Raw genomic sequence first — 26,058 nt, 5'->3', positions numbered from 1 at the left:
TATTAAATAATTCTGGTTTAAAGCCTCCCCTTTTAAGGGAAAAAAAGCGGTCGAGGTATGGCGAGGTCCCCTCGCCATATCCAATCGACCAAGACAGCGGTCGTTTGCGGAGCATTCCGTAGGATGGGATGGCGTTTTGCTCCGCAACATATAAAGCGGAGCGGCTCTGTCACTCTTCGGGTCTCGGAGCCATATCCAATCGACTAAGAGAATAAATAATATCTCCTTATATTCAATTCCGTAACGGTTTTAACCAGAGGTAATTATCAATTATCCATGATCAATTATCAATTAATGAAGCAGAGACTATACATATAACGAGAAAGAATAATATTTACCCCTATAAATGCTGGTTTAAAAGTCAATTTGCGTAAGTCCTGTATAAGCAATGAGAACTTCTGCCTTTCCGTTTGTCATGCTGCGCAAACAGCTCCCACTGCTTTCTGTTTTTTTCAATCTTTTAACTTATTTATATTAACTATAACTATATATTATTAGCAATTAACTCAAAGAAATAGGGAACTTTTTAGAGAGAAAATTTTTCAACTCAATCATTAGGTCTTCATTACTTCTGCTGGCTTCCCAAATTCCAGATGTCGATCTACCTATTTGCCATTTTCCTTGCATAAAATTTTCATCTTCAGCAACAGTTCCAACATAATAAATAATGTATTTTGAATTTCTAAGATAAAGCTTTGTAAAACTAATTTTACGTCCAATAATTTCACCTTTTAATATAGCTTCTCCTAAATAACTGTCATCTAATATATTTCCACTCAAAGTATTACCACCTTGAATCAAAGTAGCTTCAAATCTTGTAGGATTTCCCTGTTGCCAATAAGTACCTAACCAACTTCCACTTACATTTACCATTAGAGTTAATTTTCTATATCAATACAAAAATAGTCCCCAAATTTTACCATGTTCTACTTATATCGTACCTTATATTCATAGATACACTACTAAGCAAATACACTTTTGATATCTTTTGTCTTCCCTCTTCCTTCTTTCTTACTTCTACCATTAGACATCTCCAATAATAAAAAATCAAATCAATTATGGTACATAAATTGTCAATTATTTCCCCCTACTCCCTACTCCCTACTCCCTACTCCCTCTTTTCTGGAGATGTCTATTTGTAACAAACATTTATCACCCTTGGTATTAAATCTCTGGTAAAAATTTAATTCAATCAATTCAAGAGATGAAATTGTTTATTTCATCTCTTTATTTCCTATCCCATGACTTCTGCAAGAAGTCTATTCATTAAAAAGCTGAGAGCTGTTTGCGGAGCATTCCGTAGGAAACGCTAATAGCTGAATGCTTACATTATAAGTTTTAGCTATTGATAAAAATATCAAGTTTTAAGTTATGTTACTGACCTAAATTAATCAAATAAATTTGAATCCATATTTTTTCAAAGTTTTCATATTTTTACTGTGTAATACTTAATACCTACACCAAGAAAAAATTTCACTACTTAAACGTAAGTTAATCAATAGGACATTTTGGCCAAAACACTCAACATAGATTTAGCTATAAAGCTGGTCATTTAAGTTATAAGTTATCAGTACCTCTTGCTGTTTGCGCAGCATGACCTAGGAAAGTAAGAGACTTGACATAAAGAATATGCTCTTTTTTTATCCCCTTAAAAGGAGAGGCACATACCCACAATTTTTCGGTCATAATAAAATCTCGTAGCCAAAATCAACTGAAATCTTAATTAATTTTTCTACTTTCTACTTTATTCTGTAGTTAAGCTATTATAAAATCTAAGAGGTAATATCATGTCCGGTTGAACAGTTATAAATAAACTACTCATAATTCAGAATTTAGAATTCAGAATTCAGAATTTAGAATTAAGGAGGGAAGAAAGAAGAAAAGAAAGAGAAAGTTTTTTTATCACTAATTATCCGGACATGATATTAGTTGCTATTCTATAGCTTCATTCTAGTGCCAATCAAAGTATAAAAATTAAGGCACAGTTAATGTTAACTATAAAAACCGCGAAACTAAAAAAAATCTTTAAAATCAAACTATTGTAGAAAAAATGAGTAGAAATAAACAATTATTAAATCAACGTAAACAATTTCCTGAACCTCAACCAGATGATTTTTTTAAGCTATTTAGTCAGTCTCCAGTAGGTACGTCAACTTGGAATTGGATTTTAACTAACTCTCGTTCTGGAAAAGATCGAATTTTTTTGCCTCTATCTAGAGGAACAGGGTTAACAACAGATTATGAACCATTATTTTTATTAAAAGTTTCTTCAGGGAAAAGTTGGAACTTAGAAAATTCTGTAAAAGTGACTGCTAAAGCAGGAGTTTTTATCACAAAAGTAGGTTCTATATTTGTTGCACCACTATATGTACTTTTCAAGTTATCTGGAAATGATTATATTTATCAAATCTGGATTAATCATTATGGTGGAGATATTTTACCTTCTCCTCTATACAAGCTGCAAAAAATGCCATATTTAACCCTACTGTTAATAGAAGATAAAACTCAGCCAGAAAGAGCAATCAAAATTGAGAATCAAATAAATTGGTCAAGTTTAATAACAAAAATTGAATCAGTTTCATCTTGGGATAGAAGTGTGTTTGAGAAATTTAATTATTTAGCATATTCTGCTCAAGAATTGTGGAATAGAACAACAGAAGAACAAGTAAAAAAAACAACAATAGCTAAGTTAAATGACCGCTTTAGAAATGGGGATAAAAGTTTAGGAGAATATAAAATGAGTAGGCAAGTATTAGCATTGCCAAGAAAAAAGCAAAAACAACTATTTAAAGAAATTCAAGATTTTTCTAATTTTACACCAGAAAACGATCCTAGAGGTGAACATAATTCGGGTCAAGTTACAATGGATGATGTAGAATACGTTTGGAAAATTGACTATCTAGATACAAGTATGATTATGCTATCAGATGCACCAGAAGATATCAATAAAACTACTAGAGTCTTATTGGTAATACGAGCTGATGAATATTAAACATCAGTCAGGAGCCAGGAGTCAGAAGTCAGGAGTCAACCCACCCCTCGCCCCTCCCAGGAGGGGAAAAAAGAATAAGAAATGAGGAATAGAAGGAGAAAGTTTTTTTGTTTAGCTGGCGCACAACGCACGTTAGACACACCTGGTAGCGCACTCGGTGGAGACAACATTCATTAATTGATAATGGATAATGGATAATTGATAATTACCTCTGGTTAAAACCGTTACGGAATTGAATATAAGGAAACATTATTTCTTTTTTTTCCCCTTAAAAGGGGAGGCTTTAAACCAGAATTATTTAATTATTAATTAGGGTTTGCTGAATAAGTCTTTTTGCTAAGACAGGGAGTAGGGAGTAGGGAGTAGGGAGTAGGGAGTAGGGAGTAGCTAAGAGTCAAGATTTGGAGGGAGTTGTAGAGGAGGTAGTCGGAAAAATTATCCCTTGCTAACTCTGCCCCACTATACGCCAAAATACTCATTTTTTGAGCTTTATAAGGCGAAAATCAGGTACTTTTTCACGTTCTACAAAGGCTAAAACCAATATCAGTAAAGACTTTGATCTTTAATCAGCAAACCCTAATTATTAATTATTCGGTAAGAAATGTTTTTCCCTGTCTAAGGTTCATTATTCAGTTTATTTCCTCACCAATTATTTCCTGTGCCATCAATAAGTTTAGCGGCTTGTAACTGTTATATCATGTCCGGTTGAATACTTACACTTTGGAGGAGGTAAGGCAGAAGGCAGGAGGCAGGAGGCAGAAGGAAAGAAAAGGTTAGAAGGGAAAAGGTTTTTTATCACGCTATTATCCGGACATGATATTACCTAATAATCTGGTATTATCTACAATAAGCTCCAATTATCTATTAGTTGTAGCTTACTAAAAACGGCTGATTTTGGCGTTTAATTGATGGATAAGATAGATTTTTTCATAAATGCAAAACAGTATTCAAGATATTAATAACTGAAAAAAAAATTAAGGAATAAAATAGTGATTTCAGGAAAAGCAACAATAACGGCAACTAAGTCTTATGCTCAACTTCATCAAACAAAATGTACCCGAAAACACTTCCGAGAAATTAATAGTTTAACAATGAGTTCAATAGGTATCGGCACATATCTCGGAACGTCAGATGCTGCAACAGATGATTTAGTCACAGAAGCAATTATTAAATCGGTAAAAAGCGGGATAAATTTAATAGATACTGCTATTAATTATCGGTCTCAACATGGTGAAATGAGTGTTGAAGCAGCTCTTATTCAGTTAATAGAATCGCAAATAGTATCGCGAGCAGAATTAATTATTTGTTCTAAGGGTGGTTTCATTCCTAATCGAGAAAGAGAAAAATGGTTTAAACAAGAGTATGTAGATAGCTCCAAATTTAATATTCAAATGACAGATATGGTGGCAGGAATTCACTGTATGCACCCAGAATATATTCAAGATCAACTAGAGCGCAGCTTAACAAATTTGGGAGTGGAAACTATTGATATTTATTATTTACATAATCCAGAAACTCAACTGGGAATTATTCCTCCAGAAGAATTTTATCGTCGTCTGAAAGCTGTTTTTGCAGTGTTAGAAAAAGCTGCTGATGCTGGCAAAATAACTGCTTATGGAATAGCTACTTGGCAAGGCTTTCGAGTACCACCAACAGATACAAAACACATAGACTTAGCCAAAGCTAAATCTATTGCTCAACAAATAGCAGGTGGAAAAGGCGATCGCTTCCAATTTATTCAACTGCCAGTCAATTTGACAATGCCAGAAGCAATTAGTACTCCTACTCAACCTGTAGACGGCAAAATTTTACCTGCTATTACCGCAGCAAACCAATTGGGTATTAATGCGATCGCTAGTGCCTCCATTGCCCAAGCTAAAAACCTGGTGCAACTTCCCCAAAATATCATTCATTGTCTTGGCGAAAATCTGAAAACAGATGCAGTACGCGCTCTCCAATTTACCCGTAGTGTGCCTGGTTTATCTTCGGCCTTAGTTGGAATGAAATCTCCTAACCATGTAGCAGAAAATCTGGCTTTAACTAGCATTCCTCCATTAGATGCTGCGGACTTTGCCCAGTTAATAGGTTGATTAGTAGGGGAGTGGCTCACACGGATTATGGCACGGATAAACGGATAGGTCTGGGAGTATGGGGAGTAGGGGAGTGTGGGGAGATGGGGAGTAGTAGTACAGTAGTGGACTGACACACCTTAAATGGTGCATTAGATTCAATTCAAAAGTCATGCATTCAAAAGTCAAAAGTAAGAATTTCAAGTTAAAAGCTAATGCACAGTTTTAGCTGTGTCAGTCTAGTAGGGTGTGAAGCGCGTGAGCGTAACACACCACAACCCTACATATATTGTCAGTGCGTAACTCCTCATTAAAATCTAGATGGTGCGTTACATTTCATTAACGCACCCTACTGGATTGTTTCACCTAAAATAGTGCAGAGCGCTTTTTTCGTCACCCCATCCCCCCATCACCCCATCCCCCCATCACCCCATTTTCTAATGCAACATTTAAGATGAAACAGTCCACTACTTGACTCTCCATTCATGGAGAAAAAAACGGTTGAGGGATGGATGGGTTACCTAACCATATCCAATCGACTAAGAGAAGAAAAAAATTCCCTTTTAACCCAATCCTCTTCTTTTCAAGGAGAGGTAATTCTAAATTCTAAATTCTAAATTCTAAATTCTAAATTCTAAATTCTAAATTCTAAATTCTAAATTCTTGACTAATCATTCCAGAATTGCTATATTAAAAATATCAGCAGTTAAAATCAAAGGTGATGGGCAGGCAGAAAGAGTTCAACAGAGATGAAGTATTAATGAAGGCAATGCAAACCTTCTGGTGTTATGGCTATGAGGGCACTTCCATACAAACCTTAGTGGATAAGATGGGTATCAACCGAGGCAGTCTTTATGATACTTTTGGCGATAAGCAATCTCTGTTTCACGAAGCGATCGCCTACTACGACTCTAGACTTGTGGCACCGATGATTAGTAAACTGGAAGCTGATGATGCTTCTAAACAAACTATTGTAGATATCTTTTATGGTATGATTGATTCTGCCGTAACAGATGAAGATCGTAAAGGCTGCTTAGTCACAAACACTGCTGTTGAACTTGGTGGCAACAACCCAGACAGTGCTAAACAAATTGCTGCTAAGATTCAAGGGATTGAAAATGCACTGGAAAAAGCCTTAACTCAAGCTCAAGAAAAAGGTGAAATTAACCAGAAACATGACTGCACTGCCGTAGCTAGATTTCTTACTTGTTGTTTACAAGGTTTACGGGTAATTTCTAAAGTTAATCCTGACCGAAAAGCATTACAAGATATAGCTAAAATGGCTCTTTCTGTTTTATAACAGGAAACAGTTCAATAATTAATAATTAATAATTAATAATTAATAATTACCTCTCCTTGAAAACGGATAGGATTGATTCAAAGGAAAATTTTTTCTTGCTTCTCCTTGCTTATGAGAGGCTTTAAACCTTAATTATTCGGTAACAGGGAACAGGGATAAAAACATTTTCCTGTTTTAGATTCATCATTAGTCTATATCCTAAGCAACTTGTTTCTTGCTATAGATTAATTTACTGACTACTCATTTTTTTACCTTAATTGGAACAATCATTCTAAAAAATAGGAGAAAATACCATGGAATTAACCAAAAACTTACAAGAACTCCAAGCTGAAATACAAGCCCAACTACCAGAAGATGCAAAAGCAAAAATGAATAAAGCTGTAGTTGATTTAGCCAACTCCGATATTGTTGACAATAGCTTAAAAGTAGGAAACAAAGTTCCTAACTTTAGCTTGCCAAATGCAGTAGGTAAAATAGTAGAATTAAATTCACTACTTGTAGAAAGTCCTGTAGTAATTTCTTTTTATCGTGGCGGATGGTGCCCTTATTGCAGTATGGAATTAAGAGGTTTACAAAAGTATCTGCCACAAATCACAGAATTAGGAGCAAAATTAATCGCAATTTCTCCAGAAACGCCAGATAATTCTCTTTCCACAACAGAGAAAAACGAATTAACTTTTGAAGTCTTAAGCGATAGTGGAAATCAAGTTGCTAAAAAATTTGGTTTAGTATTTCAAATGCCTGAAGAATTACGCCCAATATATCAAAGTTTTGGCGTTGACTTACCAGCTTATAACGGTGATGAAAGTTTTGAATTACCAATTCCTGCAACTTATGTAATTGCCTCAGATGGTACAATTATTCATGCTTTTGTTAACCCAGATTATACACAACGTCTCGATCCAGAAGAGATTATTAATGTGTTAAATAATTAGGATTCAGGAGTCAGTAGGGGCGATTCGCGAATCGCCCGTACAGGAGTCAGGAGCTAGGAAAGAAGAAGGAAGAAGGAAGAAGAGAATAAAGTTTTTTATCGCTGTAAACTATTGTTCAATTGACGAGTGAAAAATTTATAAATCCCCTGATTTTTCTGGAATAGTTAGGGGATTTTCTTGAGTTTATTGAGACCGAGATTAACTGTAAACATTCAGCTATTAACATTTAGCTTTTCCTGCGGAATGCGCTCGTATTCAGCTTTTAAACGTAATAACTTTCTAAGGTTAGCTAAAGGAGACCAATTTATTCATAAATTTTAATTCTTCTTAGAGACTAATTCCTCCAGAGCGTGTGGTAATCAGTTAACAATTCATAGCTGATAGCTGATAACGCAGTTCCTCCGTTAGGAGGCTAGCTGATGGCTAAATGCTTACGATTAACTGTTACGGATGCTGCCATCTGGCATAATTGTATTTTCAAAATAAGCTTCTTTAAAACTAATTTCATCCCAACCAATATCTAAGATAACTTTTGTGAAGTCAACTTGAGTTAAATTAGCTTCATTGAACCAAACTGGACCATTAATCTTGGCATCGCTAAAATTTACACCGCTGAGATCGGCACAATTGAAAGAGGTTTCATAAAGCTTAGTCTTGCTCAAATTAGCTCCCTTCAAATTAGCTGTTATAAAGGTAGTCCCACTTAGACTAGCTCCACTTAGGTTAGCCCCACTTAGGTTGGCTCTATTTAGATCAGCACACCATAAAGAAGCTTTGTTGAGTAAAGTTTCGCTTAAATTGCAGCAGTCTAGGTTAGCTTTGCGAAAGTTAATACCTCTAAGATCGGCTCTACTCAAGTTACTGTTTTCTAGGGAGAAAAATATGGCTTCCAAGCTATCTCCTCTAAATTTTACTCCCCTTAAGTCGATCCCGTTCTCGAAATATTGGTCTGTGTGTTTGATTGTGTATCTAGTAAAATCTCGCTGTCCGGCAGCATAAAGTTCTAGTAATTCTTCTATGGTAATTTCAGAAATTTTACTCATTATTTTCCTCTCCCAAAATTAGCGATCAATAAATACGAACAGGGAACAAGATAGAGAGCAACGAGTGTTGAACCACCTACACCACCAGCGATCGCTATCGCCAAAGGAGGCCAAAAAAGACCACCTTGTACCAATAAAGGAACAAACCCGATCATTGTAGTTAAAGTTGTGGCAACTACATGACGAGTGGAACACATAACGACTTGACGCATAGCTCGACGGTTGCCAGTGGATGCTTTGGGGTCTTCCAAAATGGCAGCTAAAACTACTACTGAATCATTAATGGCAACTCCCACTAAACCAAATGTACCGATGAGACTCATAAAACCAAAGGGATAGCCAAATAACCATAAACTGAAAAATCCTAAACCAATAGCACAAATAGCGACTCCCCCAATAATGGCAGTTGCTCGGAAGGAATTTAAGGATAAAACTAAAATTGAAACTGCTAACAACAACACTAGAGGCACTGTAGCAAACAAATTTGCTTCAGTTTCACCTTGTTTTTCTGACTCTCCAGCAACTTCCAGCCAATACCCGGATGGTAACTCAAAGTTTGAATCATTCAACTTTTGTTGCCAATCCTGCAAAACTCCAGAAGGTAAAACCCCAGCAGCAACAAAACCTTGAATCAAGTTTACCCGTCTGCCATTACGTCTTTTAATAAGAGAAAATTCTGGCTTTAATTCTACTTTTGCTAAAGCTGACAGGGGTATTGTGTTAGTTGAACTAAATTGGTTTTGATTTAAACTGGAACCAGTCGGTTGTAAATCTAGAGATGTAATTTGACTAATGTCTCCCCGTTGAGCATTCGATACTCGCACCCGCACTGGTAATTCTTCAGTATCTTCAATTATTGACCCTCCTAAATTTCCATCCAGTAAGGTCTCCAACTGTTGTGAAACAGTAGCGTGATCTAATCCTGCTAAACGAACTTCTTCCTCATTCACTTGTAGTTGTAGTTGGGGTCGAATTTCGCTTAAAGTGTCGCGGGTGTGAGTTACGTTAGGAACTTGAACTAAAAGACTTTTTGCTTGTTGTCCTAATTCTTGTAGACGATTTAAGTTAGGACCATAAATTCTCATTTCTACTGGTGCATCAAAGGGAGGTCCTTGTTCTAATTGTCTAATCAAAACTTGAGCGTCAGGAAATTGAGTATCAACTTCTGCTTGGAGTGCATTAACAAATTCTGGTTTAGCAATTAAATTTAACTGTAAAATTCCTTGAGCATAATTTGGGTCTTGTCTACCTGATGCTAAGTTGTAGAAATACCGAGGGGAACTACGTCCTAAAAACCACTGTATTTCTTCAATTTCTGGATGTTTTAACATTAGATTTCTGACTTTTATAGCCGTATTTTTTGTTTTTTCAATGGAGCTTAAACCAGGTAATTCTAATTCTATTTGCAGTTGATTTCTTTCTGCTGGAGGAAAGAATTGTCGGGGGAGAATTATGACTTGAATGAAACCAGTTATCGGTAAAATTAAACCCAATAATATTCCTAACCATGGACTTCTAAATACACTTCGTAGACTGACTTTGTAAAGTTTAGTCAAAGAGGAATTTGCAAACCCAGTCTGCCACCATTTTCGTTGAATATAATGCGAATAATAATGATAGATATGATATAGTTTGCCTGCTACACCAGAACCTATGGTTAGAGAAAATATTAAAGAAGAAATAACAGCTAAAATCACACTAATGCCAATACCACCCGCAAATTCTCCACCAGGACCAGACATTAAAACAATTGGTAAAAACGCTAGAGCTGTAGTTAAAGTTGATGCTGTTAATGGCAGGAATAAATGATTAACTGCATCATTAATAGCAGTTTCAGCGCTCAATCCAAAAACCATATTTTTAGTAATTCTATCAACAACAATAATTGCTGTATCAATCAATAATCCTAAAGCTACAATTAATCCAATTATTGAGGTTTGATTTACAGAAACATTCAGAAGCTTCATCATCCCTAAAACCATACAGCTTGATAAGGGTAATGCTAAACTCACAACAGTTGCAGATTTCCAACCCATTAAAAATAATGTAATTCCAAATACCAGCATTCCAGTCACTAACAGGTTTAACATCAGACTGTTGAAACGAGCTTGAATATAATTATTTTGATTAAAAATTATCTCAAGTTTTAGACCTTGACTAAGCTCTTGCCGGAATTTTTCTATGGCTGCTTCTGCTGATTTTGCCCAGAGGTCTATTTGATAATCTGATTTGACAAATATAGCTAAAGCAGAAGCAGGATGACCATTAATTAATGCTAGTTCATTTGCTGGTTCAGCAATTGTTTTTCTCACTTTAGCAATGTCTCCAAGTAGAGTAAATTGCCCTTGGTTATTAAAGCTAATTGGAATATTTCTAATCCGCTCTAGGGAATATAAATCTGAATCAACTTCTAGAAGTAAATCATTATTTTGACTGCGAAATTGACCGGAAGAAACTTTAGCATCACTTTGTTGAATTTGTGCTGATAATTGTTGAACGGTGAGACCAATACTAGCTAATTGAGCGGCATCAATTTCTACTAATACTTCTTCTTGAGGATTACCAATTTCGGCGATTTTTTCTGTTCCTGGTAATGCTAATAATTTATCTTTTAATGATTCAGATAAACGGGTAAGAATCGCATAATTGGGCTTTGTATCTTGTTCCCAAGTTAAAGCAGTAATCATGGTATAAGCTCTAGCTTCAAGTTCTTCTAATCGTGGCTGACTTGTACGAGCAGGTAATTGGGGAGTAACTTGATTTAATTTGTCTCTAATTTTTAGCCAAGCTGTGTCTACCTTTGCTTTATGAACTGAATCTAATAATTCAATACTAATAGTTGAACTTCCTACTTTAGAAGTTGAATTTGTAGTTTTAATTTCTTCAATTTCAGATAGCTCTTCTTCTATTTTTTCTGTGATTAATGTTTCTATTTGTTCCGCATCAGCTCCCGGCCAAAAAGTTGTGATGACTGCAAAGCGGGAGGTTAATTCTGGATCTTCAAGTCGTGGCAATGTTAAAAAAGATGATACTCCCCAGACCACAATAATTAGTATGGTTAGTATTAATAATCGCAAGTTCCGATAAAATAAGGTCGCCATTTCAGTTATCAGTTAACAGTTAACAGTTATCAGTTTTTCTGCTCGCCCGTACAGGAGTCAGGAGGAAAGAAAGAAGAAGAAAGAATAGTAGAGGAAGAAAGTTTTTTGTTTGTACTCTTATCCGGACAAGAAATAAGTAAGCATTCAGCTATTAGCTGTCAGCTCTCAGCAACAAAAGTTTCTTCTTAAGGACAGTACTTAAATTTAAATATAGACTTTAAGGGCAAGGGAGCCAACTTTTGTAGCAAGACAATTAATAAAGCTTTGATCGTAAACTAAAAGCAATAGCTGATTGCTGATTGCTGACGGCTGAATGCTTACAGAAATAATATTATGTCCGCTGGTATCGTTTGTGTAAATTCAAAGGTGAATATCTATAGGAAATTTAAGTTTTTTTTCTTGCTCTTAAGTATTCCTCCCTGTTCCCTGTTCCCTGTTCCCTACCTTTGCTATAGAACCCATTTGAGATCTATATAATTATGGTAGTCAAGTTTTTTCGCCGATCAATTTTGAGGAAAAACCAGCTATAAGGAGTGTTGAATTTTTTGTATTATTTCTCCCCACATCTTCCTTCTTCCCTCTTACCTCCTGTCTCCTGTCTCCTAGCCAAAAAACTTAATATTTATGAAGATACACTTAGGGGTTCTATACAATACCGATGCTACCGGACATGATATAATACCTCAAATCATCAACGCCGAAAAATGTAGGTGTTGGGACACCAAACCCTACAATTGTATCGGTTAACAGAGGAAGAAATTAGGATAATTGAAGATAGTGTTCAATAATGATCTATAATTAAAGTATTTGGGTGCATCTCATATTTGCAAAAATACTTTTTTCCTATATAATTCCTGTTGCCTGTTGCCAGATGAGCTGTTGCCTAAAAGCAATAATTTTTTGGCTTTATTCAAAATTGAGATGCACCCAAGTATTTGTTTTTATTGAGAATCTTACTAATGAAATCAACAACGATTTATTTGCCAGAAGAAACTGAAGCTAATCTACAAAAATTAGCTACTCAAACAGGAAAATCTATTCCTGAAATTATCCAAGAATTAATCACCGATTATCTTACTAAAAAAACTCAAAAATTACCTAAATCAGTTGGAATGGGTTCAAGTGGCAGATCGGACTTATCCTCTAAAACAGAAATAACTTTCAATCGCTAGAATAAACATAGGTTAATTAATTTTAATTTATCATGGAAAATATTACGATTCAAGTTGACCCTGAAATTGCCAAAGCTTACCGAGAAGCAGAACCAGAAAAACAGCAAAAAATCCAAACAATTGTTAATGATTTGCTTAAATCAATTATACAAGAGAAATCTTTAGCACAAATTATACAAGAAATGCAGGAACAAGCTAAAGCAAATGGATTAACACAAGAAATTTTAGACCAAATACTGGAAGATGAATAAACTACGATTAGTTATTGATACCAATATTTTAGTCAGTAGTATTTTGATTGAATCATCTCTTCCTGACATTGCTTTTAAAGAAGCCAGAAAAATTGGTACTATTTTATTTTCTGATGTAACATTTCAAGAATTACAAGAAGTCTTGACTCGTTCAAAATTTGATAAATATATTCCCCTAGATATTCGTTCTCAATTTCTGGCAAAGATTAAGCTAGAATCAGAACAGATTTTAGTATCTGAAATCGTCAATAAATGTAGAGATCCAAAAGATGATAAATTTTTAGACGTTGCTGTTAATGGCCAAGCCACTCATATTATAACAGGAGATAAAGACTTATTAGAATTGAATCCATTTGAAGGAATTCCTATTTTAACTCCAAAGCAATTTTTAGAATTTATTAAAGACATAAAACCATGAAATAGATACCAGAAAATAAGGAGAGAGAGAATATATATAGCAATTCTATTTTAGTTGTAATATTTTGGTGGTAGTTAGGAATCTAGGGAAAACTGGGAGCATCTTGCTCCTGCTACTCCGACAAACTTCCCACCCTCCCCACATTTCCTACTCTTCCGACTCGACTCCTTGATTACTTTTGCCAAAATTCGCCAGAAGTAAATAACAACAAGGAACCAAATAGAACGCAACCAGTGTCGAAAATTAATGTTATTATTTAAGCTATGCGCGAAATTAAAAAATTAGGGGATAGTGTTAAAAAGTTGAGTCTTAGTAATACTTAATTATTAGAGGTTGAAAAATGGAAAATATAGAATATTCAGGATATTGGTGGTTGCCCTTCAAGGAAGATAAAAAAATGCCTGGTACTCTGACATTTACAAATGATGAAGGAATTAAACTTCAACTAATGGGTTCATTTCTCCAACTGAAAGTAGGCTCATTTACTGGAGAATTGGAATCAACTCTTGATTTTTCAATTATTTTAGGATTTGCAGATGGAGAGATTATTACTCTTTGTGATTGTACTACTTTTTCAAGTGAAGTATGTTATTCAAAGTTTGCTTTAATTGGCAGATACTTTACTAACACTAAAACAGACGAAATATTGTTTCATAAAGCTGAAGTACAGTATAGTTATTTATCTGACTGGGCTGACTTACCTCGTATTAGAGAAGAACCTAAATTACCATATCAGGATAAAGAAGAAGAATTAAGATTTATATATACTCGCCCTGAAACGATTGAAGGAACTACAAAAGATGGAAAATTTTCTCTTGATTATCGTTACTCCAACAAGTCTTGTGTAAATATTGACTTTAAGCAATTTGCATCATTCATCATTCAACCAAATCAAGAACTTTCATTTAAAGATTTTGACTCTAAATTCATACATCCTCTAAATAATTTTATAACTTTTGCAACTGATAGAACTAACTACATTACTGAATTAACACTTTATTCCCGTCACGGCGATCTTCTACACAGAGTAAATAGCCGTGACATTCTAGACGAAATGCCTATAAAAGCTATCTATCAAACTAGATACCCTGAGAGAAAAAAAACAGATAAATTATTTATTAAACTTGATATGCTTTTATCTTTATCTTATATTAAGATTAAGAGTGATTTTTCCTCGGTTCTGAACAAATGGTTTGATTCTTGGGAAAGATTAGCTAGTATTTTTAATTTATTCTTCAGTATCAGATATAAACCAGATATGTACTTAGAAAATCAATTTCTAAATCTTGTTTATGCTGCAGAATCTTATCATCGTCGTCGAACAGAAACAGACAAAAAAAATTTGCCAGATGATGAGTCTGAAAAGAAGCGTCTAGATACGGTTATATCTAGTCTAGATAGTCTAGATAGTCTTTCTGATGAGTATAAAAAATGGGCAGAAGACAAACTTCAGCCTAAGGGCTTAAAACTAAAAAAACGGTTAATATATTTAACTGAATTAATACCAGAAATAACCAGTCAATTAATTGATAAAAAATGGTTTTGTGAGAAAATTACAGAAACTAGAAACGATTTGGTTCACGAGAATAAAAAATTAGCTAAATTAGAAGAGTTATCTGAGTTAATAGAATTACTTTCTTTCATTTTGCAAGCTTGCTTTTTGATGGAACTAGGTTTTGATTCAAAGGAATGTTACCAGTTACTTAACAGAAATCTTCGATATCAATATACACTCGAGAGAGTAAGAAAAAAGAAGTATTTTGATTGTCCTAAAGAAAACTTATGAAAAATGCCTTGATATAAATTATGACTTCTTATTTCGTGTTGACAGATGAGTTATATCATGTTCGGTTGAATACTTACACTTTGGACGAAGGAAGGCAGAAGGCAGAAGGCAGGAGGCAGAAGGGAAGAAAGGGTTAAAGGGGATCAAGTTTTTTTATAACTGATTATCCGAACATGATATTATATAGAATCCAAACGAACAAATATTACTCAATAAATGGCGTACTTTGCCATTAGAAAAACACCAATATGTATTAGATGTAGGTTGAGTTGAGGAAGCGGAAACCCAACCTACATCTAATTAGGGCTTACTGATTAAATATAAAAGCATTTACAGATAAAGGTTTTAGGCTTTTTAGGGTCGAATTGCAGTGCGCCTGTTTCAGTCTAAAACACTCAAAAAGTTAGTATTTTAGGCGCATAGTTGGGTAGAAAAATCATTCTTACAATTCTTACTCCTACCTCCCCGCTCATTCCCATTTCTCCTGTCTCCTGTCTCCTGTCTCCTGTCTCCTACCCTCACCCATAAGACTTTTTCAGCAAACCCTAATTATCAATTATCAATTATTACTTCTACCAAAATTAGCCATCAATAAATACGAACAGGGAACAAGATAAAGAGCTACCAATGTTGAGCCACCAACACCACCAGCGATCGCTACTGCCAAAGGAGGCCAAAAACTACCGCCTCCTAATAATAAAGGTACAAAACCAATCATTGTCGTTAAAGTTGTAGCAATTACATGACGAGTTGAACGTAGGACTACTTTTCGGGTAGCTCGACGGTTGCCTTGAGATGCTTCCGGATCTTCCAGGATGGCAGCCAGAACTACAACTGAGTCATTAATGGCAATTCCCACTAAACCAAATGTGCCGATCAGACTCATAAACCCAAAGGGATAGCCAAATAGCCATAAACTAAAGAATCCTAATCCTACGGCACAAATAGCAACTAAACCAATGATGGAAGCTGCTCGGAATGAATTTAAGGATAACACCAAAATTGAGGCTGATAACAATAATATAAGTGGCAGAGTTGAGAAAAGATTTCCTTGAGCATTGCCTTGCTGTTCTGCCTCTCCAGCAACTTCGGACCAGTACCCAGATGGTATTTCAAAGTCTGCATCATTTAACTTTTGCTGCCATTTTGTGAAAATTTCTGAAGGTAAAACTCCAGCAGCGATAAAACCTTGAATGGAGTTTACTCTTCTACCGTTACGCCTTCTAATGACTGAAAATTGTGGTTCTAATTCTACTTCTGCTAAAGCTGATAGAGGTATTGTGTCTGTTGCATTCAGGCGATTTTGGTTGAGACTCGAACCAGTCGGTTGTAAATCTAAGGATTTAATTTGGCTAAAGTCTCCTCTTTGAGAATTTGACACTCGCACTCGCACTGGTAATTCTTCAACACCTTCAAGAACAGAACCTCCCAAATTTCCCTCTAGTAAAGTATCTAACTGTTGCGAAACAGCAGCGCGATCGAGTCCTGCTAAACGAATTTCTTTTTCATCCACTAACAGTTTTAGTTGAGGCCGAACATCGTTTAAGGTACTGCGGGTATGAGTTACTTTGGGAGTTTGAGCTAATAGCGCTCTTGCTTGTTCTCCTATTTGTTGTAAACGCTCTAAGTTGGGACCATAAATTCGTAGTTCTACTGGCGCATCAAAAGGAGGCCCCTGTTCCAATAGTCGCACCAAAATTTGAGCTTCAGGAAATGCGCGATCGACTTCTGCTTGAATTCTGTTAACTAATTCTGGTTTAGCGATCGTATTTAGCTGTACAAATCCTTGAGCATAATTGAGATATCGTTCTTTACCTACTTTTAAGTTATAGTAATACTTGGGTGCACTACGGGCTAAAAACCACTGTAATTCATCAATTTCTGGGTGCTGTAAAATTAGTTCTCGGACTTGCATAGCAGTGTTTCTTGTTTTTTCAATTGAGGTGAGAGCAGGCAATTCTAATTCAATTTGAACTTGGTCTCTATCTACTTGAGGAAAGAATTGTTGGGGGAGAGTTCCTAGCTGAACTATACCAGTTATTGGTAAAATTAAACCTAATAATATTCCTAACAAAGGAGAACTATATACACTGCGTAAACTTAGTTGATAAATTTGAGTTAAATAAGAGTTTGAAAATCCCGTTTTCCACCATCGCTGTTTAGTTTTTTGCCACGAATTACGATTGGGATTTTGGTATAATTTTGCAGTTATTGCCGAACTGATAGTAATTGATATTAATAGTGAAGAAAGCACAGCTAAAATTACGCTAATACCAATACTACCAACAAATTCTCCAGAGGGACCAGGCATTAATGCAATGGGTAAAAATGCCAGAGCTGTAGTTAAAGTTGATGCCATTAAAGGCATAAATAAATGATGAATTGCTTTAGTAATTGCCACTTCCGATTTTAAACCTGAAGCTATACTTTGACTAACTTCATCAACAACAATAATTGCTGTATCAATTAATAGCCCTAAAGCTACAATTATTCCAGTTATTGACATTTGATGTAGAGGTATATTTAGCAATCCCATCGAACCTAGAACAATACAAGTTGATAAAGGTAGGGCTAAACCAACAACAATTGCAGATTTCCAACCCATTAAAAAGACTGTAATTGCAAATACCAGAAATCCACTAATAAACAAATTTAAAATCAGACTATCTAGACGATTTTCAATATAATTACTTTGATTAAAAATAATCTCTAGTTTCAGACCTTTACCTAGTTGTTTGCGGAATTTATCAATTTCTGCTTCTGCTGTTTTTGCCCAAAGGTCTATTTGATAATCTGATTTTACAAATACCCCTAACGCAGCAGCAGGACGACCATTAATTAATGCTAATTCTCTTGATGGTTTAATAATAGTTTTCCTCACTTCAGCAATGTCGCCAAGTAGAGCAAATTGTCCTTGTTCACTAAAATTAATTGGAATACTCCGAATCCTTTCTAAAGAATCTAAATCTGATTCTATTTCTAATAGTAAATCATTATTTTTACTGCGTAGTAAACCTGCTGAAACTTTAGCATCACTCTGTTTAATTTGTGTTGATAATTGTTCAGGCGTTAGCCCAATACTAGCTAACTGCGCCTGGTCAATTTCTACTACAATTTCTTCATCTTGCTTGCCAAAAATATCAACTTTTTCTGTTCCCGATAATCCCAAAAATTCATCTTTCAATAACTCAGATAAACGATTGATAATTGCATAATTAGGTTCGCTATCTTGTTCCCAAATTAAAGCTGCAATTAAAGCATAAGCCTTAATTTCAACCTCTTCTAGTCGTGGCGGACTTGCACCCACAGGTAATTCAGGAGCAGCTCTATTTAATCGCTCTCTAATTCTTAACCAAACCGCATCAGCATCAGCCTTTTCAACAGAATCTAACAATTCAATAGTAATAATTGAACTACCCGCCCTAGAGTCTGATTCGTAGCTTTTAATTTCCTCAATTTCAGATAATTCTTCCTCTATTTTTTCTGTAACTAAAGCTTCAACTCGTTCAGCATCAGCTCCAGGCAAAAAAGTTGTTACTACCGCTATGCGAGGAACTAATTCAGGATCTTCAAGTCGTGGCAACGTGAAAAAAGCTGAAATTCCCCAGGTGAGAATTACCAATATTGCCAGAATTAATAAGCGAAAATTGCGATAAAATAAAGTAGTCATTTTCAGTCTAAGTATCTAGTAGGTTGGGTTAAGCGACAGCGCAACCCAACAATTACCGAATAATTAAGGTTTAAAGCCTCCCCTTTTAAGGGGATAAAAAGAAAAATTTTCCTTTGAGTCAATCCTATCCGTTTTCAAGGAGAGGTAATTATTAATTATTAATTATTAATTATTAATTATTGAAACATCTTTGTTGTTTGTTGGGTTTCCTTACGTCAACCCAACCTACAAAGTAGTCTTTGGGTTTACACAAACGATACCAGCGGACATGATATCAGTTATCAGTTATATAGAAGCCCTAAACGGATCTATTAAGCATCTCCTCCATGCATAGGGAGTAGGGAGTAGGGAGCAGGGAACCCACCCCTCGCCCCTCCCCCTCCCAGGAGGGGAAAGAATTGATGAATAACAGTGCAATAAAAGAGCATGATTTTTGATTGTTGGAGATATCTATCTATAGTAATTAAATATCAATATCCTCACTTCTTGGCCTAAAAACCCAACATTAGCAAAGATACGATCAGTGCTTCTATATAATATTTTGAACCTTTCTTTCCCTTCTGCATCCCCCATCCTGCCTGCCACGAAAATATCAGGAACGGGCAAGATGCCCATTCCACAAACCTTGCTAAACTATCTTGAATCATACTCCCCCTGTAATGTAAATGCTCCCCAATAATAAGGATTTATCCCAACCTCCAACATCTGTAATTGTGCTGCCCGCAACGCCTCCACAGGCGACAACTCCTGCTCCAACATCCCCTGATAAAACTGCGACATCAAGTCCGCCGTTGCAGTATCATCCACAACCCACAACGAACCTACTACCCGTTTTGCCCCTGCATACATAAACCCTCTTGTCAACCCTACCAAACCTTCTCCTTTAATATCCTTTCCCTGAGCTGTTTGACACGCACTCAATACTACTAATTCTGCTGGTAAATTCAGATTGAAAATATCATTCAGTCGGAGGAAACCATTTTGCCAGTTACCATTTTTATCTACTAACGACATGACAACCCCTGATAATTCTGGTTGCTTACCGTTAGCAAAACCGTGGGTGGCAAAATGCACAATCTGATATTGGCCTAATTCCTTGCTGGTTGCAGTTTTCCGGTTGGCTTGGAAATCAAAAGCTTGAGTGCGTTCCGACTCTGGTATTAAAGCCATAATTGCTTTTGCTTCAGTGCGAGTAGCCGGAAGTCTATCCCACTTAATACCAACATCTCTGGCTGCTCTATCTAATTGTTTTGCCTCTAGGGGAAAAGCTCGACTGCGGTTTTCTGACGTAGGTGCTGTCGTGGTTTTACCACTGATAACTGATAACTGATCACTGTTCACTGAAATGAGTCTAGTATCATCAGGGCTAAATACTGGATCGGCAATAATAGCAACTTTTTTCGGAGCAAGTTTCCGAGACTTTGTACCGTTGCGGATATTGGCAATAGTAGTAGCAGAAGGGAGATTTACTATTTCGTGGTTGACTATTAAAGGTTGATAACCATCACTTTCTCCATCAGTATTTGGTATTGATAAAGCAGAAAAAGGAATTTCTTGTAAGAAGCGATCGGCAACTATTAATAGACGTTTTTTGTTTAATTTATTAGCAACAGGTTCGATCAGAATTTCTGTCAGAGCATCAGCAGCACTATCAACTTTTGCTATGTCGTTGGGTTCCCGTGGACTTGTTATTCTCACCATCAACTCTATAGCAACATTTTTAATTTCTGCTTCAGGAGGAAGTTGATAACTGTGGATGCTGTCTTTGGTGACTGCCCACAAATAACTGCTTTCTTCACCTAGTGCATATTGTAGGAGTAAGGTATCGTCATCTAATACCTGTTGTTGAACTTCTTTGAGAGTTAGGGGTTGAGGTTGGGTTAAGGCTGCATAATTTGGGCTAGCAGTACGAATTTTGGCGCGGAGTTTGTCGTATTCATCTATGAGTTGGTTTCTTGTTTGTTCTATATTAGCTTTTTGTTTGGGGGTGTATTCTCCACTGAGGAGTTTGATGCGTTGGGTTTCGATGGTATTGAGTTGTTCTTGGAGTTTTCTTTCTGCTGTAACAAGTTGGGGTTCTATTCCTTGACGGATATCGACACTAGCTTCGTTGAGGAGTTCGAGGAGGGTACGGGCGCGACTGCGTTCGCTGGCGTGGAAGGCTTTGGAGTCATAACCTTGGTTGGGGTTTTGTTGGTGCAGTTGCATGAGTAAGTTGATGTAGAATTGGTATCTAGCCTGGACGGTGGCAAAGTAAGAGACGCGGAGTTCAGCACTATCAACTTTGGTACGGAGATATTCGATTATTTCTAGGGATTTTTCTATGAAAGTTAGGCTTTCGGTGAGTTTACCTTGGCTACGTTTGAGCCAAGCGATATTAGAAAGAGTGGTAGCTTCCCCACCTTTATCGCCTACTTGCCGTCTTATAGGTAATGCTTGATTGTAGAAATTGAGTGCCTTTTGTTTTTCTCCTAAGTCATCGTAAACACTACCAATGTTATTGAGAGTGGTAGCTTCCCCACCTTTATCGCCTACTTGCCGTCTTATAGATAAAACTTGATTATAGAAATTGAGAGCCTTTTGTTTTTCTCCTAACTCATTATAGACAAAGCCAATATTATTGAGAGTGGTAGCTTCCCCACCTTTATCGCCTACTTGCCGTCTTATAGGTAAAGCTTGATTATAGAAATTGAGGGCCTTTTGTTTTTCTCCTAACTCATCGTAGACAGTACCAATATTATTGAGAGTTATTGCTTCCCTACGCCGATCGCCTACTTGCTGAGATAGAGGTAAAGCTTGCTGGTAGAAATTAAGCGCTGTTTGTTTTTCTCCTAACTCATTATAGACAAAGCCAATATTATTGAGAGTGGTAGCTTCCCCACCTTGATCTCCTACTTGCTGAAGTATAGGTAAAGCTTGATTATAGTAATTAAGCGCTGTTTGTTTTTCTCCTAAGCTATTGTAGGCACTGCCAATATTATTGAGAGTCGTTGCTTCCCTACGCCGATCGCCTACTTGCTGAAATAGAGGTAAAGCTTGCTGGTAGAAATTAAGCGCTGTTTGTTTTTCTCCTAAGCTATGGTAGGCACTGCCAATATTATTGAGAGTTATTGCTTCCCCACCTTTATCTCCTACTTGCTGAAATAGAGGTAAAGCTTGTTGGTAGTAATTAAGTGCCTTTTGTTTTTCTCCTAACTCATTATAGACAAGGCCAATATTATTGAAAGTTCTTGCTTCCCCACGCCGATCCCCTACTTGCAGTCTGAGAGGTAAAGCTTGATTATAGTAATTGAGTGCTTTTTGATTTTCTCCTAACTCATTATAGACAACGCCAATATTATTGAGAGTCGTTGCTTCCCTAAGCCGATCGCCTACTTGCTGAGATAGAGGTAAAGCTTGTTGGTAGTAATTAAGTGCTGTTTGTTTTTCTCCTAACTCATTATAGATAAAGCCAATATTATTGAGAGTCGTTGCTTCCCCACCTTTATCTCCTACTTGCTGAAGTATAGGTAAAGCTTGATTGTAGTAATTGAGTGCAAGTTGTTTTTCTCCTAAGCTGTTGTAGACACTGCCAATATTATTGAGAGTCGTTGCTTCCCTACGGCGATCGCCTACTTGCTGAGATAGAGGTAAAGCTTGATTGTAGTAATTGAGTGCTGTTTGTTTTTCTCCTAAGCTATCGTAGACACTACCAATATTATTAAGAACAACTGCTTCTTCACGGCGATCGCCTACTTGCTGAGATAGAGGTAAAGCTTGATTGTAGTAATTGAGTGCAAGTTGTTTTTCTCCTAAGAGATCGTATACACGGCCAATACCAGTAAGTATAACTGCTTCCCCTCTTAAGTTGCCAGTTTTTCTAAATAGTAATAGTGCCTTTTCCCATTTAGCGATCGCTCTCCTCCGAGATTCTGCTGTTCCTTCCTGATACAGTTTCATTCCTTCATCAAAGATTTTTTCTGCTTCAGCATCAGGGTTGCTTTGAGCAGCAACTTCTCCCTTATTCAAAATACTTGGCAACATTAATACAGAAAAACCGACATTAAATAACATCAGACTATTAACACTCAGAATAGACAACCATCGTATCGGAGAAACCATAGATATTACCCCTTTCTTAGCAACTAGAAAATTTCATATTAATATACTTCTTGTTTGAAAAAAGATATGCAGATGAGATTCTATCCACCAGGGATTGAAATCCCTGGCTCATAGCAAAAGTCTTCTGAAGAAGACTATTTTTTATCTCTGGGCTAGAACAAAACTACGAGCCTCATTGTCAGTTGTCAAATAAAGGGTAAGTTTATTTTCTGGAGATGTCTATTATACCAATTTGAAAAAAGAATGTTACGAATAGTAAGAGCGATAAAAAGACTTTACATGAGATGTCCCTTTGACAAAAAAGATAACTTACGCCCTAAAAAATGGTATTAAAGCCATCCATTCTGACTCCTGACTCCTGACTCCTGACTCCTAAGAAATACCCTAGATATTTGTAGCAAACATTTATCAATCTGGTATTAGTCCATTAAAATGGACTTCAGCTCTCAGCCAAGAAATTTATTTCTTGGCAGGTATAAAACCTTTAGTATTCAGTAGGTTGGGTTAAGCGATAGCGCAACCCAACAATTACAAATCTTTGTTAGGTTTCCGGATGTCAACCCAACCTACAAAGTTATCATTCAGGTTAAGCATATCTCGCCACTCAAAAATTACAAATTTTTGTTGGGTTTCCTTACGTCAACCCAACCTACAAATACAAAGTTGCCTAAATTTCATCTAACTTCTGACTTCTGTAGGGGTGATTCGCGAATCACCCCTACTTCTGACTTCACAAACTGTCCTGGTGTTAATTGATTTGTTCCATTAGTCACAATCAAATCCCCCGGTTGCAATACCCCCCGCACCAGACTCCGGTCTCCCTCTGTATGCAACACTTCAACCATTCGTTTTTCAGTCTGATAAGTTCCCGCAGGTAAATCCAAATCTGACTGCGAAGGCGGTACAAGAGCATAACTTGCCAACAACCCCCGCTCTCCCCAAACTAAAGCAGAAGTAGGCAACCAATATCCTTCCATCCCATAAGTCTGATTTAATCCCAGACGAACAACAGTACCAGGTGCAATACTTTGAGGTAGTGCCAAAATCACAGTTTGCGTCCGAGTCATAGAATCTACTTCCGGTAATATCGACAACACTCTTGCATTATAAATTGTCTCTCCCACCCTAACCTCCTGCTGACTACCAATTCTCAGACTGGAAGTATTCGCTGGTGGCACCCCAACCCGAACTTTCCTTTCACCACCCTCAACCAAACGCACAACACCCTGACCAGCATTAACCACAACTCCCTCATCTAAATGTCGGACTGAAACAGTACCCGAAAAAGGTGCAAATAGAGTACTCTTTCTCAGAACAACATCAATTTCTGAAATTTGTGCCTCGAAACGTCTAATTTCTGCTTGTTGAGCTTCTATTTGTTCGCTACGAGTTCCGGCAATAAGTTCGTCTAACTGACTTTGCACCTGACCTACCCTAGCTCGTTGAGCTTCTATTTGTTCCCTGCGAGTTCCAGCAATAAGTTCGTCTAACTGACTTTGCACCTGACTTACCCTAGCTCGTTGAGCCTCAATTTGTTCCCTGCGAGTTCCAGCAATAAGTTCGTCTAACTGACTTTGCGCCTGACGTACCCGCGCTTGTTGAGCTTCTACTTGTTCCCTACGAGTTCCTGTTTCCAGTTTCTCTAGTTCGCTCTTTGCTTGCTCCAATCTTGCTTGTAAAGTATCTGCCTGAGTTGAAGCTTCATCAAACTGCTCTAGAGAAATTGCTCCTTCGGTATAAAGTTCTTGACGTCGTTTCTCCTGAAGGCGAGCCAGATTTAATTGTTCTTCTAAGTCCAAAACTCCCGAACGAGCAACTTCAATATCTTCAGTACGCGGTCCGGTTTGCAACTCCTGTAACTTTGCTTGTTCTTGGAGTAGGGATGCGCGAGTCGCTGCAATTACTTCTGGTCTCGGCCCGGTTTGCAACTCCTGTAACTTTGCTTGTTCTTGGAGTAGGGATGCACGAGTCGCTGCAATTACTTCTGGTCTGGGCCCGGTTTGCAACTCCCGTAATTTTGCTTGTTCTTGGGCCAGAGATGCACGGGTGGCTGCAATTACTTCTGGCCTTGCTCCGTTTTCTAGTTCTTTGAGAGTGGCGATCGCTCTATCTTTCTGTGCTATTAATACTGCTTTTTGAGCTTTTGTTTGGCTAGTGTCCAGTTGAGCGATCGCTGTTCCCTTAGTTACTTCTTCTCCTTCTTCTATATATATAGATGTCAGTAAACCAGATTGTTCAAAACCTAATTCACTGGTTCTTTTGGCTTCTACAATTCCTGTGTAACTTTGGGAAACGGAATAGGAGTTTACTAATTTAATGGGGATAGCTGGAACGGATAGAATATTGGGAAGAGTGGTTTCTAAGTTTGGTTTGGCAGAAATATTCCGCTCCTGAATAAATTTTAGACCGCCAAGAGCTATTCCTAAAGTCACTAACGCCAGGCCAACACGAATAAGTTTTGCATTCTTATCTTTGTCTTTTGGCTTGAAATTAGTAACTTCTGACTGAATTGGTAAAGTTTCCATCTTTTCAGTGAAGATTTCCACTTTGCCATTAATTTCATGGGGTTTAGAGTCTAGCAATTTTTTCTCTGTCATTGCTTTACGTTTTAACTCAAGTAGAGATTATAGGATTTTTGTTAAATAGCATCAGCTTTTAGCATTTTCGTACCGGAATGCTCCGCAAATGCGCAAAACTGACAGCTGACCGCTGAAAGCTCCTTTAAGTTTGACTAAAAATGGACATTTAAAACAATCGTTTGATTTATTTTAATTAAAACATACGTTTGAAATAATTGCAACGATTTCCCTACTCCCCCGCTCGAGAAAACATAGAAAAGTTTTTGAGGCTTGGTATTATCCCGAACATAAAGATTTAGGTGAGAACGATCGCTTCGCTGTTTATTTAGCATGAAAAAGTGTTCATCAAATAAATATTCAACCCTCACGGGGTGACACAAAATGGTGTAATAGTAGGGGCGGGTTCCGCGCTATTCTTAATTGCTCAACATCAAATTTAGATGAACCCTTTCCCACCCCAATTTAACATAGTGTGTTAGCTCATTAGGGTGCATTAATGAAATCAAAGTTTACATTGAAACGCTATATATAGTAGGTTAAGGAAAAAAAGCGGTCGAAGGATGGCGTTTTGCTCCGCAACATATAAAGCGGAGCGGCTCTGTCACTCTTCGGGTCTCCTCACCATATCCAATCGACCAATA

Annotated in this window: 15 protein-coding genes; 8 read left to right on the top strand and 7 right to left on the bottom strand. The window is 36.8% G+C overall.

Going from position 1 to position 26,058, the window contains the following annotated elements:
• Window positions 1-501 precede the first annotated feature (501 nt).
• Window positions 502-873 carry a hypothetical protein gene (locus F6K54_RS16140; protein ID WP_293079185.1) on the bottom strand — a complete coding sequence of 124 codons (372 nt, stop codon included), beginning with the start codon at window positions 871-873 and terminating at the stop codon, window positions 502-504.
• Window positions 874-2,050: 1,177 nt separating this feature from the next.
• Between F6K54_RS16140 and F6K54_RS16135 the strand changes: the two genes are divergently transcribed.
• The 4 genes from F6K54_RS16135 to F6K54_RS16120 all read left to right on the top strand — a co-directional run bounded on the left by F6K54_RS16135 (window position 2,051) and on the right by F6K54_RS16120 (window position 7,296).
• Window positions 2,051-2,992 (top strand): DUF3768 domain-containing protein, encoded by a 942-nt coding sequence (locus F6K54_RS16135; protein WP_293079183.1) that lies wholly within the window; start codon window positions 2,051-2,053, stop codon window positions 2,990-2,992.
• A gap of 989 nt (window positions 2,993-3,981) precedes the next feature.
• Window positions 3,982-5,082, top strand: coding sequence for an aldo/keto reductase (locus F6K54_RS16130; protein WP_293079182.1), 1,101 nt, complete (start codon window positions 3,982-3,984; stop codon window positions 5,080-5,082).
• Window positions 5,083-5,782: 700 nt separating this feature from the next.
• Window positions 5,783-6,361, top strand: coding sequence for a TetR/AcrR family transcriptional regulator (locus F6K54_RS16125; RefSeq protein ID WP_293079180.1), 579 nt, complete (start codon window positions 5,783-5,785; stop codon window positions 6,359-6,361).
• 293 nt (window positions 6,362-6,654) lie between these two features.
• Window positions 6,655-7,296 (top strand): peroxiredoxin-like family protein, encoded by a 642-nt coding sequence (locus tag F6K54_RS16120; protein ID WP_293079178.1) that lies wholly within the window; start codon window positions 6,655-6,657, stop codon window positions 7,294-7,296.
• 437 nt (window positions 7,297-7,733) lie between these two features.
• Here the strand turns inward: F6K54_RS16120 and F6K54_RS16115 are convergent, their stop codons facing one another.
• Together F6K54_RS16115 and F6K54_RS16110 are read right to left on the bottom strand one after the other, a co-directional pair.
• Window positions 7,734-8,339 carry a pentapeptide repeat-containing protein gene (locus F6K54_RS16115; RefSeq protein WP_293079176.1) on the bottom strand — a complete coding sequence of 202 codons (606 nt, stop codon included), beginning with the start codon at window positions 8,337-8,339 and terminating at the stop codon, window positions 7,734-7,736.
• Window positions 8,339-11,440 carry an efflux RND transporter permease subunit gene (locus F6K54_RS16110; protein WP_293079174.1) on the bottom strand — a complete coding sequence of 1,034 codons (3,102 nt, stop codon included), beginning with the start codon at window positions 11,438-11,440 and terminating at the stop codon, window positions 8,339-8,341. The genes F6K54_RS16115 and F6K54_RS16110 overlap by 1 nt, the downstream gene beginning before the upstream one ends.
• Window positions 11,441-12,399: 959 nt before the next feature.
• On the opposite strand from F6K54_RS16110, the gene F6K54_RS16105 reads away from it, so the two are divergent.
• From F6K54_RS16105 to F6K54_RS16090, 4 genes are all read left to right on the top strand, one after another.
• A complete protein-coding gene (locus tag F6K54_RS16105) occupies window positions 12,400-12,612 on the top strand; it encodes a CopG family transcriptional regulator (RefSeq protein ID WP_287277506.1) in 213 nt (70 codons plus the stop codon).
• A gap of 32 nt (window positions 12,613-12,644) precedes the next feature.
• Window positions 12,645-12,863, top strand: coding sequence for a hypothetical protein (locus F6K54_RS16100; protein ID WP_293079171.1), 219 nt, complete (start codon window positions 12,645-12,647; stop codon window positions 12,861-12,863).
• Window positions 12,856-13,281 (top strand): putative toxin-antitoxin system toxin component, PIN family, encoded by a 426-nt coding sequence (locus F6K54_RS16095; RefSeq protein ID WP_293079169.1) that lies wholly within the window; start codon window positions 12,856-12,858, stop codon window positions 13,279-13,281. Before F6K54_RS16100 ends, F6K54_RS16095 begins: the two co-directional genes overlap by 8 nt.
• Before the next feature lie 340 nt (window positions 13,282-13,621).
• Window positions 13,622-15,067, top strand: coding sequence for a HEPN domain-containing protein (locus F6K54_RS16090; protein ID WP_293079167.1), 1,446 nt, complete (start codon window positions 13,622-13,624; stop codon window positions 15,065-15,067).
• A gap of 559 nt (window positions 15,068-15,626) precedes the next feature.
• Here the strand turns inward: F6K54_RS16090 and F6K54_RS16085 are convergent.
• From F6K54_RS16085 to F6K54_RS16070, 4 genes are all read right to left on the bottom strand, one after another.
• Window positions 15,627-18,737, bottom strand: a complete 3,111-nt coding sequence (locus F6K54_RS16085) for an efflux RND transporter permease subunit (protein WP_293079165.1) — start codon at window positions 18,735-18,737, stop codon at window positions 15,627-15,629.
• 491 nt (window positions 18,738-19,228) lie between these two features.
• Window positions 19,229-19,384 (bottom strand): hypothetical protein, encoded by a 156-nt coding sequence (locus tag F6K54_RS16080; protein WP_293079163.1) that lies wholly within the window; start codon window positions 19,382-19,384, stop codon window positions 19,229-19,231.
• Window positions 19,371-22,838 (bottom strand): CHAT domain-containing tetratricopeptide repeat protein, encoded by a 3,468-nt coding sequence (locus tag F6K54_RS16075; protein ID WP_293079161.1) that lies wholly within the window; start codon window positions 22,836-22,838, stop codon window positions 19,371-19,373. Before F6K54_RS16075 ends, F6K54_RS16080 begins: the two co-directional genes overlap by 14 nt.
• Window positions 22,839-23,512: 674 nt before the next feature.
• The gene (locus F6K54_RS16070; RefSeq protein WP_293079159.1) at window positions 23,513-25,435 is read right to left on the bottom strand and encodes an HlyD family efflux transporter periplasmic adaptor subunit; all 1,923 of its coding nucleotides are present in this window, start codon (window positions 25,433-25,435) and stop codon (window positions 23,513-23,515) included.
• Window positions 25,436-26,058: the final 623 nt, after the last annotated feature.

It is taken from the genome of Okeania sp. SIO3B5, from assembly GCF_010692555.1.
Taxonomy (GTDB): domain Bacteria; phylum Cyanobacteriota; class Cyanobacteriia; order Cyanobacteriales; family Microcoleaceae; genus Okeania.
This window is presented reverse-complemented; position numbering and strand designations above follow the sequence as displayed.

Excerpts from the sequence above, each read along its gene's own strand:
- F6K54_RS16140 (WP_293079185.1), bottom strand. The coding sequence starts at position 873 with ATGGTAAATGTAAGTGGAAGTTGGTTAGGTACTTATTGGCAACAGGGA.
- F6K54_RS16135 (WP_293079183.1), top strand. The coding sequence starts at position 2,051 with ATGAGTAGAAATAAACAATTATTAAATCAACGTAAACAATTTCCTGAA.
- F6K54_RS16125 (WP_293079180.1), top strand. The coding sequence starts at position 5,783 with ATGGGCAGGCAGAAAGAGTTCAACAGAGATGAAGTATTAATGAAGGCA.
- F6K54_RS16120 (WP_293079178.1), top strand. The coding sequence starts at position 6,655 with ATGGAATTAACCAAAAACTTACAAGAACTCCAAGCTGAAATACAAGCC.
- F6K54_RS16115 (WP_293079176.1), bottom strand. The coding sequence starts at position 8,339 with ATGAGTAAAATTTCTGAAATTACCATAGAAGAATTACTAGAACTTTAT.
- F6K54_RS16110 (WP_293079174.1), bottom strand. The coding sequence starts at position 11,440 with ATGGCGACCTTATTTTATCGGAACTTGCGATTATTAATACTAACCATA.
- F6K54_RS16105 (WP_287277506.1), top strand. The coding sequence starts at position 12,400 with ATGAAATCAACAACGATTTATTTGCCAGAAGAAACTGAAGCTAATCTA.
- F6K54_RS16100 (WP_293079171.1), top strand. The coding sequence starts at position 12,645 with ATGGAAAATATTACGATTCAAGTTGACCCTGAAATTGCCAAAGCTTAC.
- F6K54_RS16095 (WP_293079169.1), top strand. The coding sequence starts at position 12,856 with ATGAATAAACTACGATTAGTTATTGATACCAATATTTTAGTCAGTAGT.
- F6K54_RS16090 (WP_293079167.1), top strand. The coding sequence starts at position 13,622 with ATGGAAAATATAGAATATTCAGGATATTGGTGGTTGCCCTTCAAGGAA.
- F6K54_RS16085 (WP_293079165.1), bottom strand. The coding sequence starts at position 18,737 with ATGACTACTTTATTTTATCGCAATTTTCGCTTATTAATTCTGGCAATA.
- F6K54_RS16080 (WP_293079163.1), bottom strand. The coding sequence starts at position 19,384 with ATGATTCAAGATAGTTTAGCAAGGTTTGTGGAATGGGCATCTTGCCCG.
- F6K54_RS16075 (WP_293079161.1), bottom strand. The coding sequence starts at position 22,838 with ATGGTTTCTCCGATACGATGGTTGTCTATTCTGAGTGTTAATAGTCTG.
- F6K54_RS16070 (WP_293079159.1), bottom strand. The coding sequence starts at position 25,435 with ATGACAGAGAAAAAATTGCTAGACTCTAAACCCCATGAAATTAATGGC.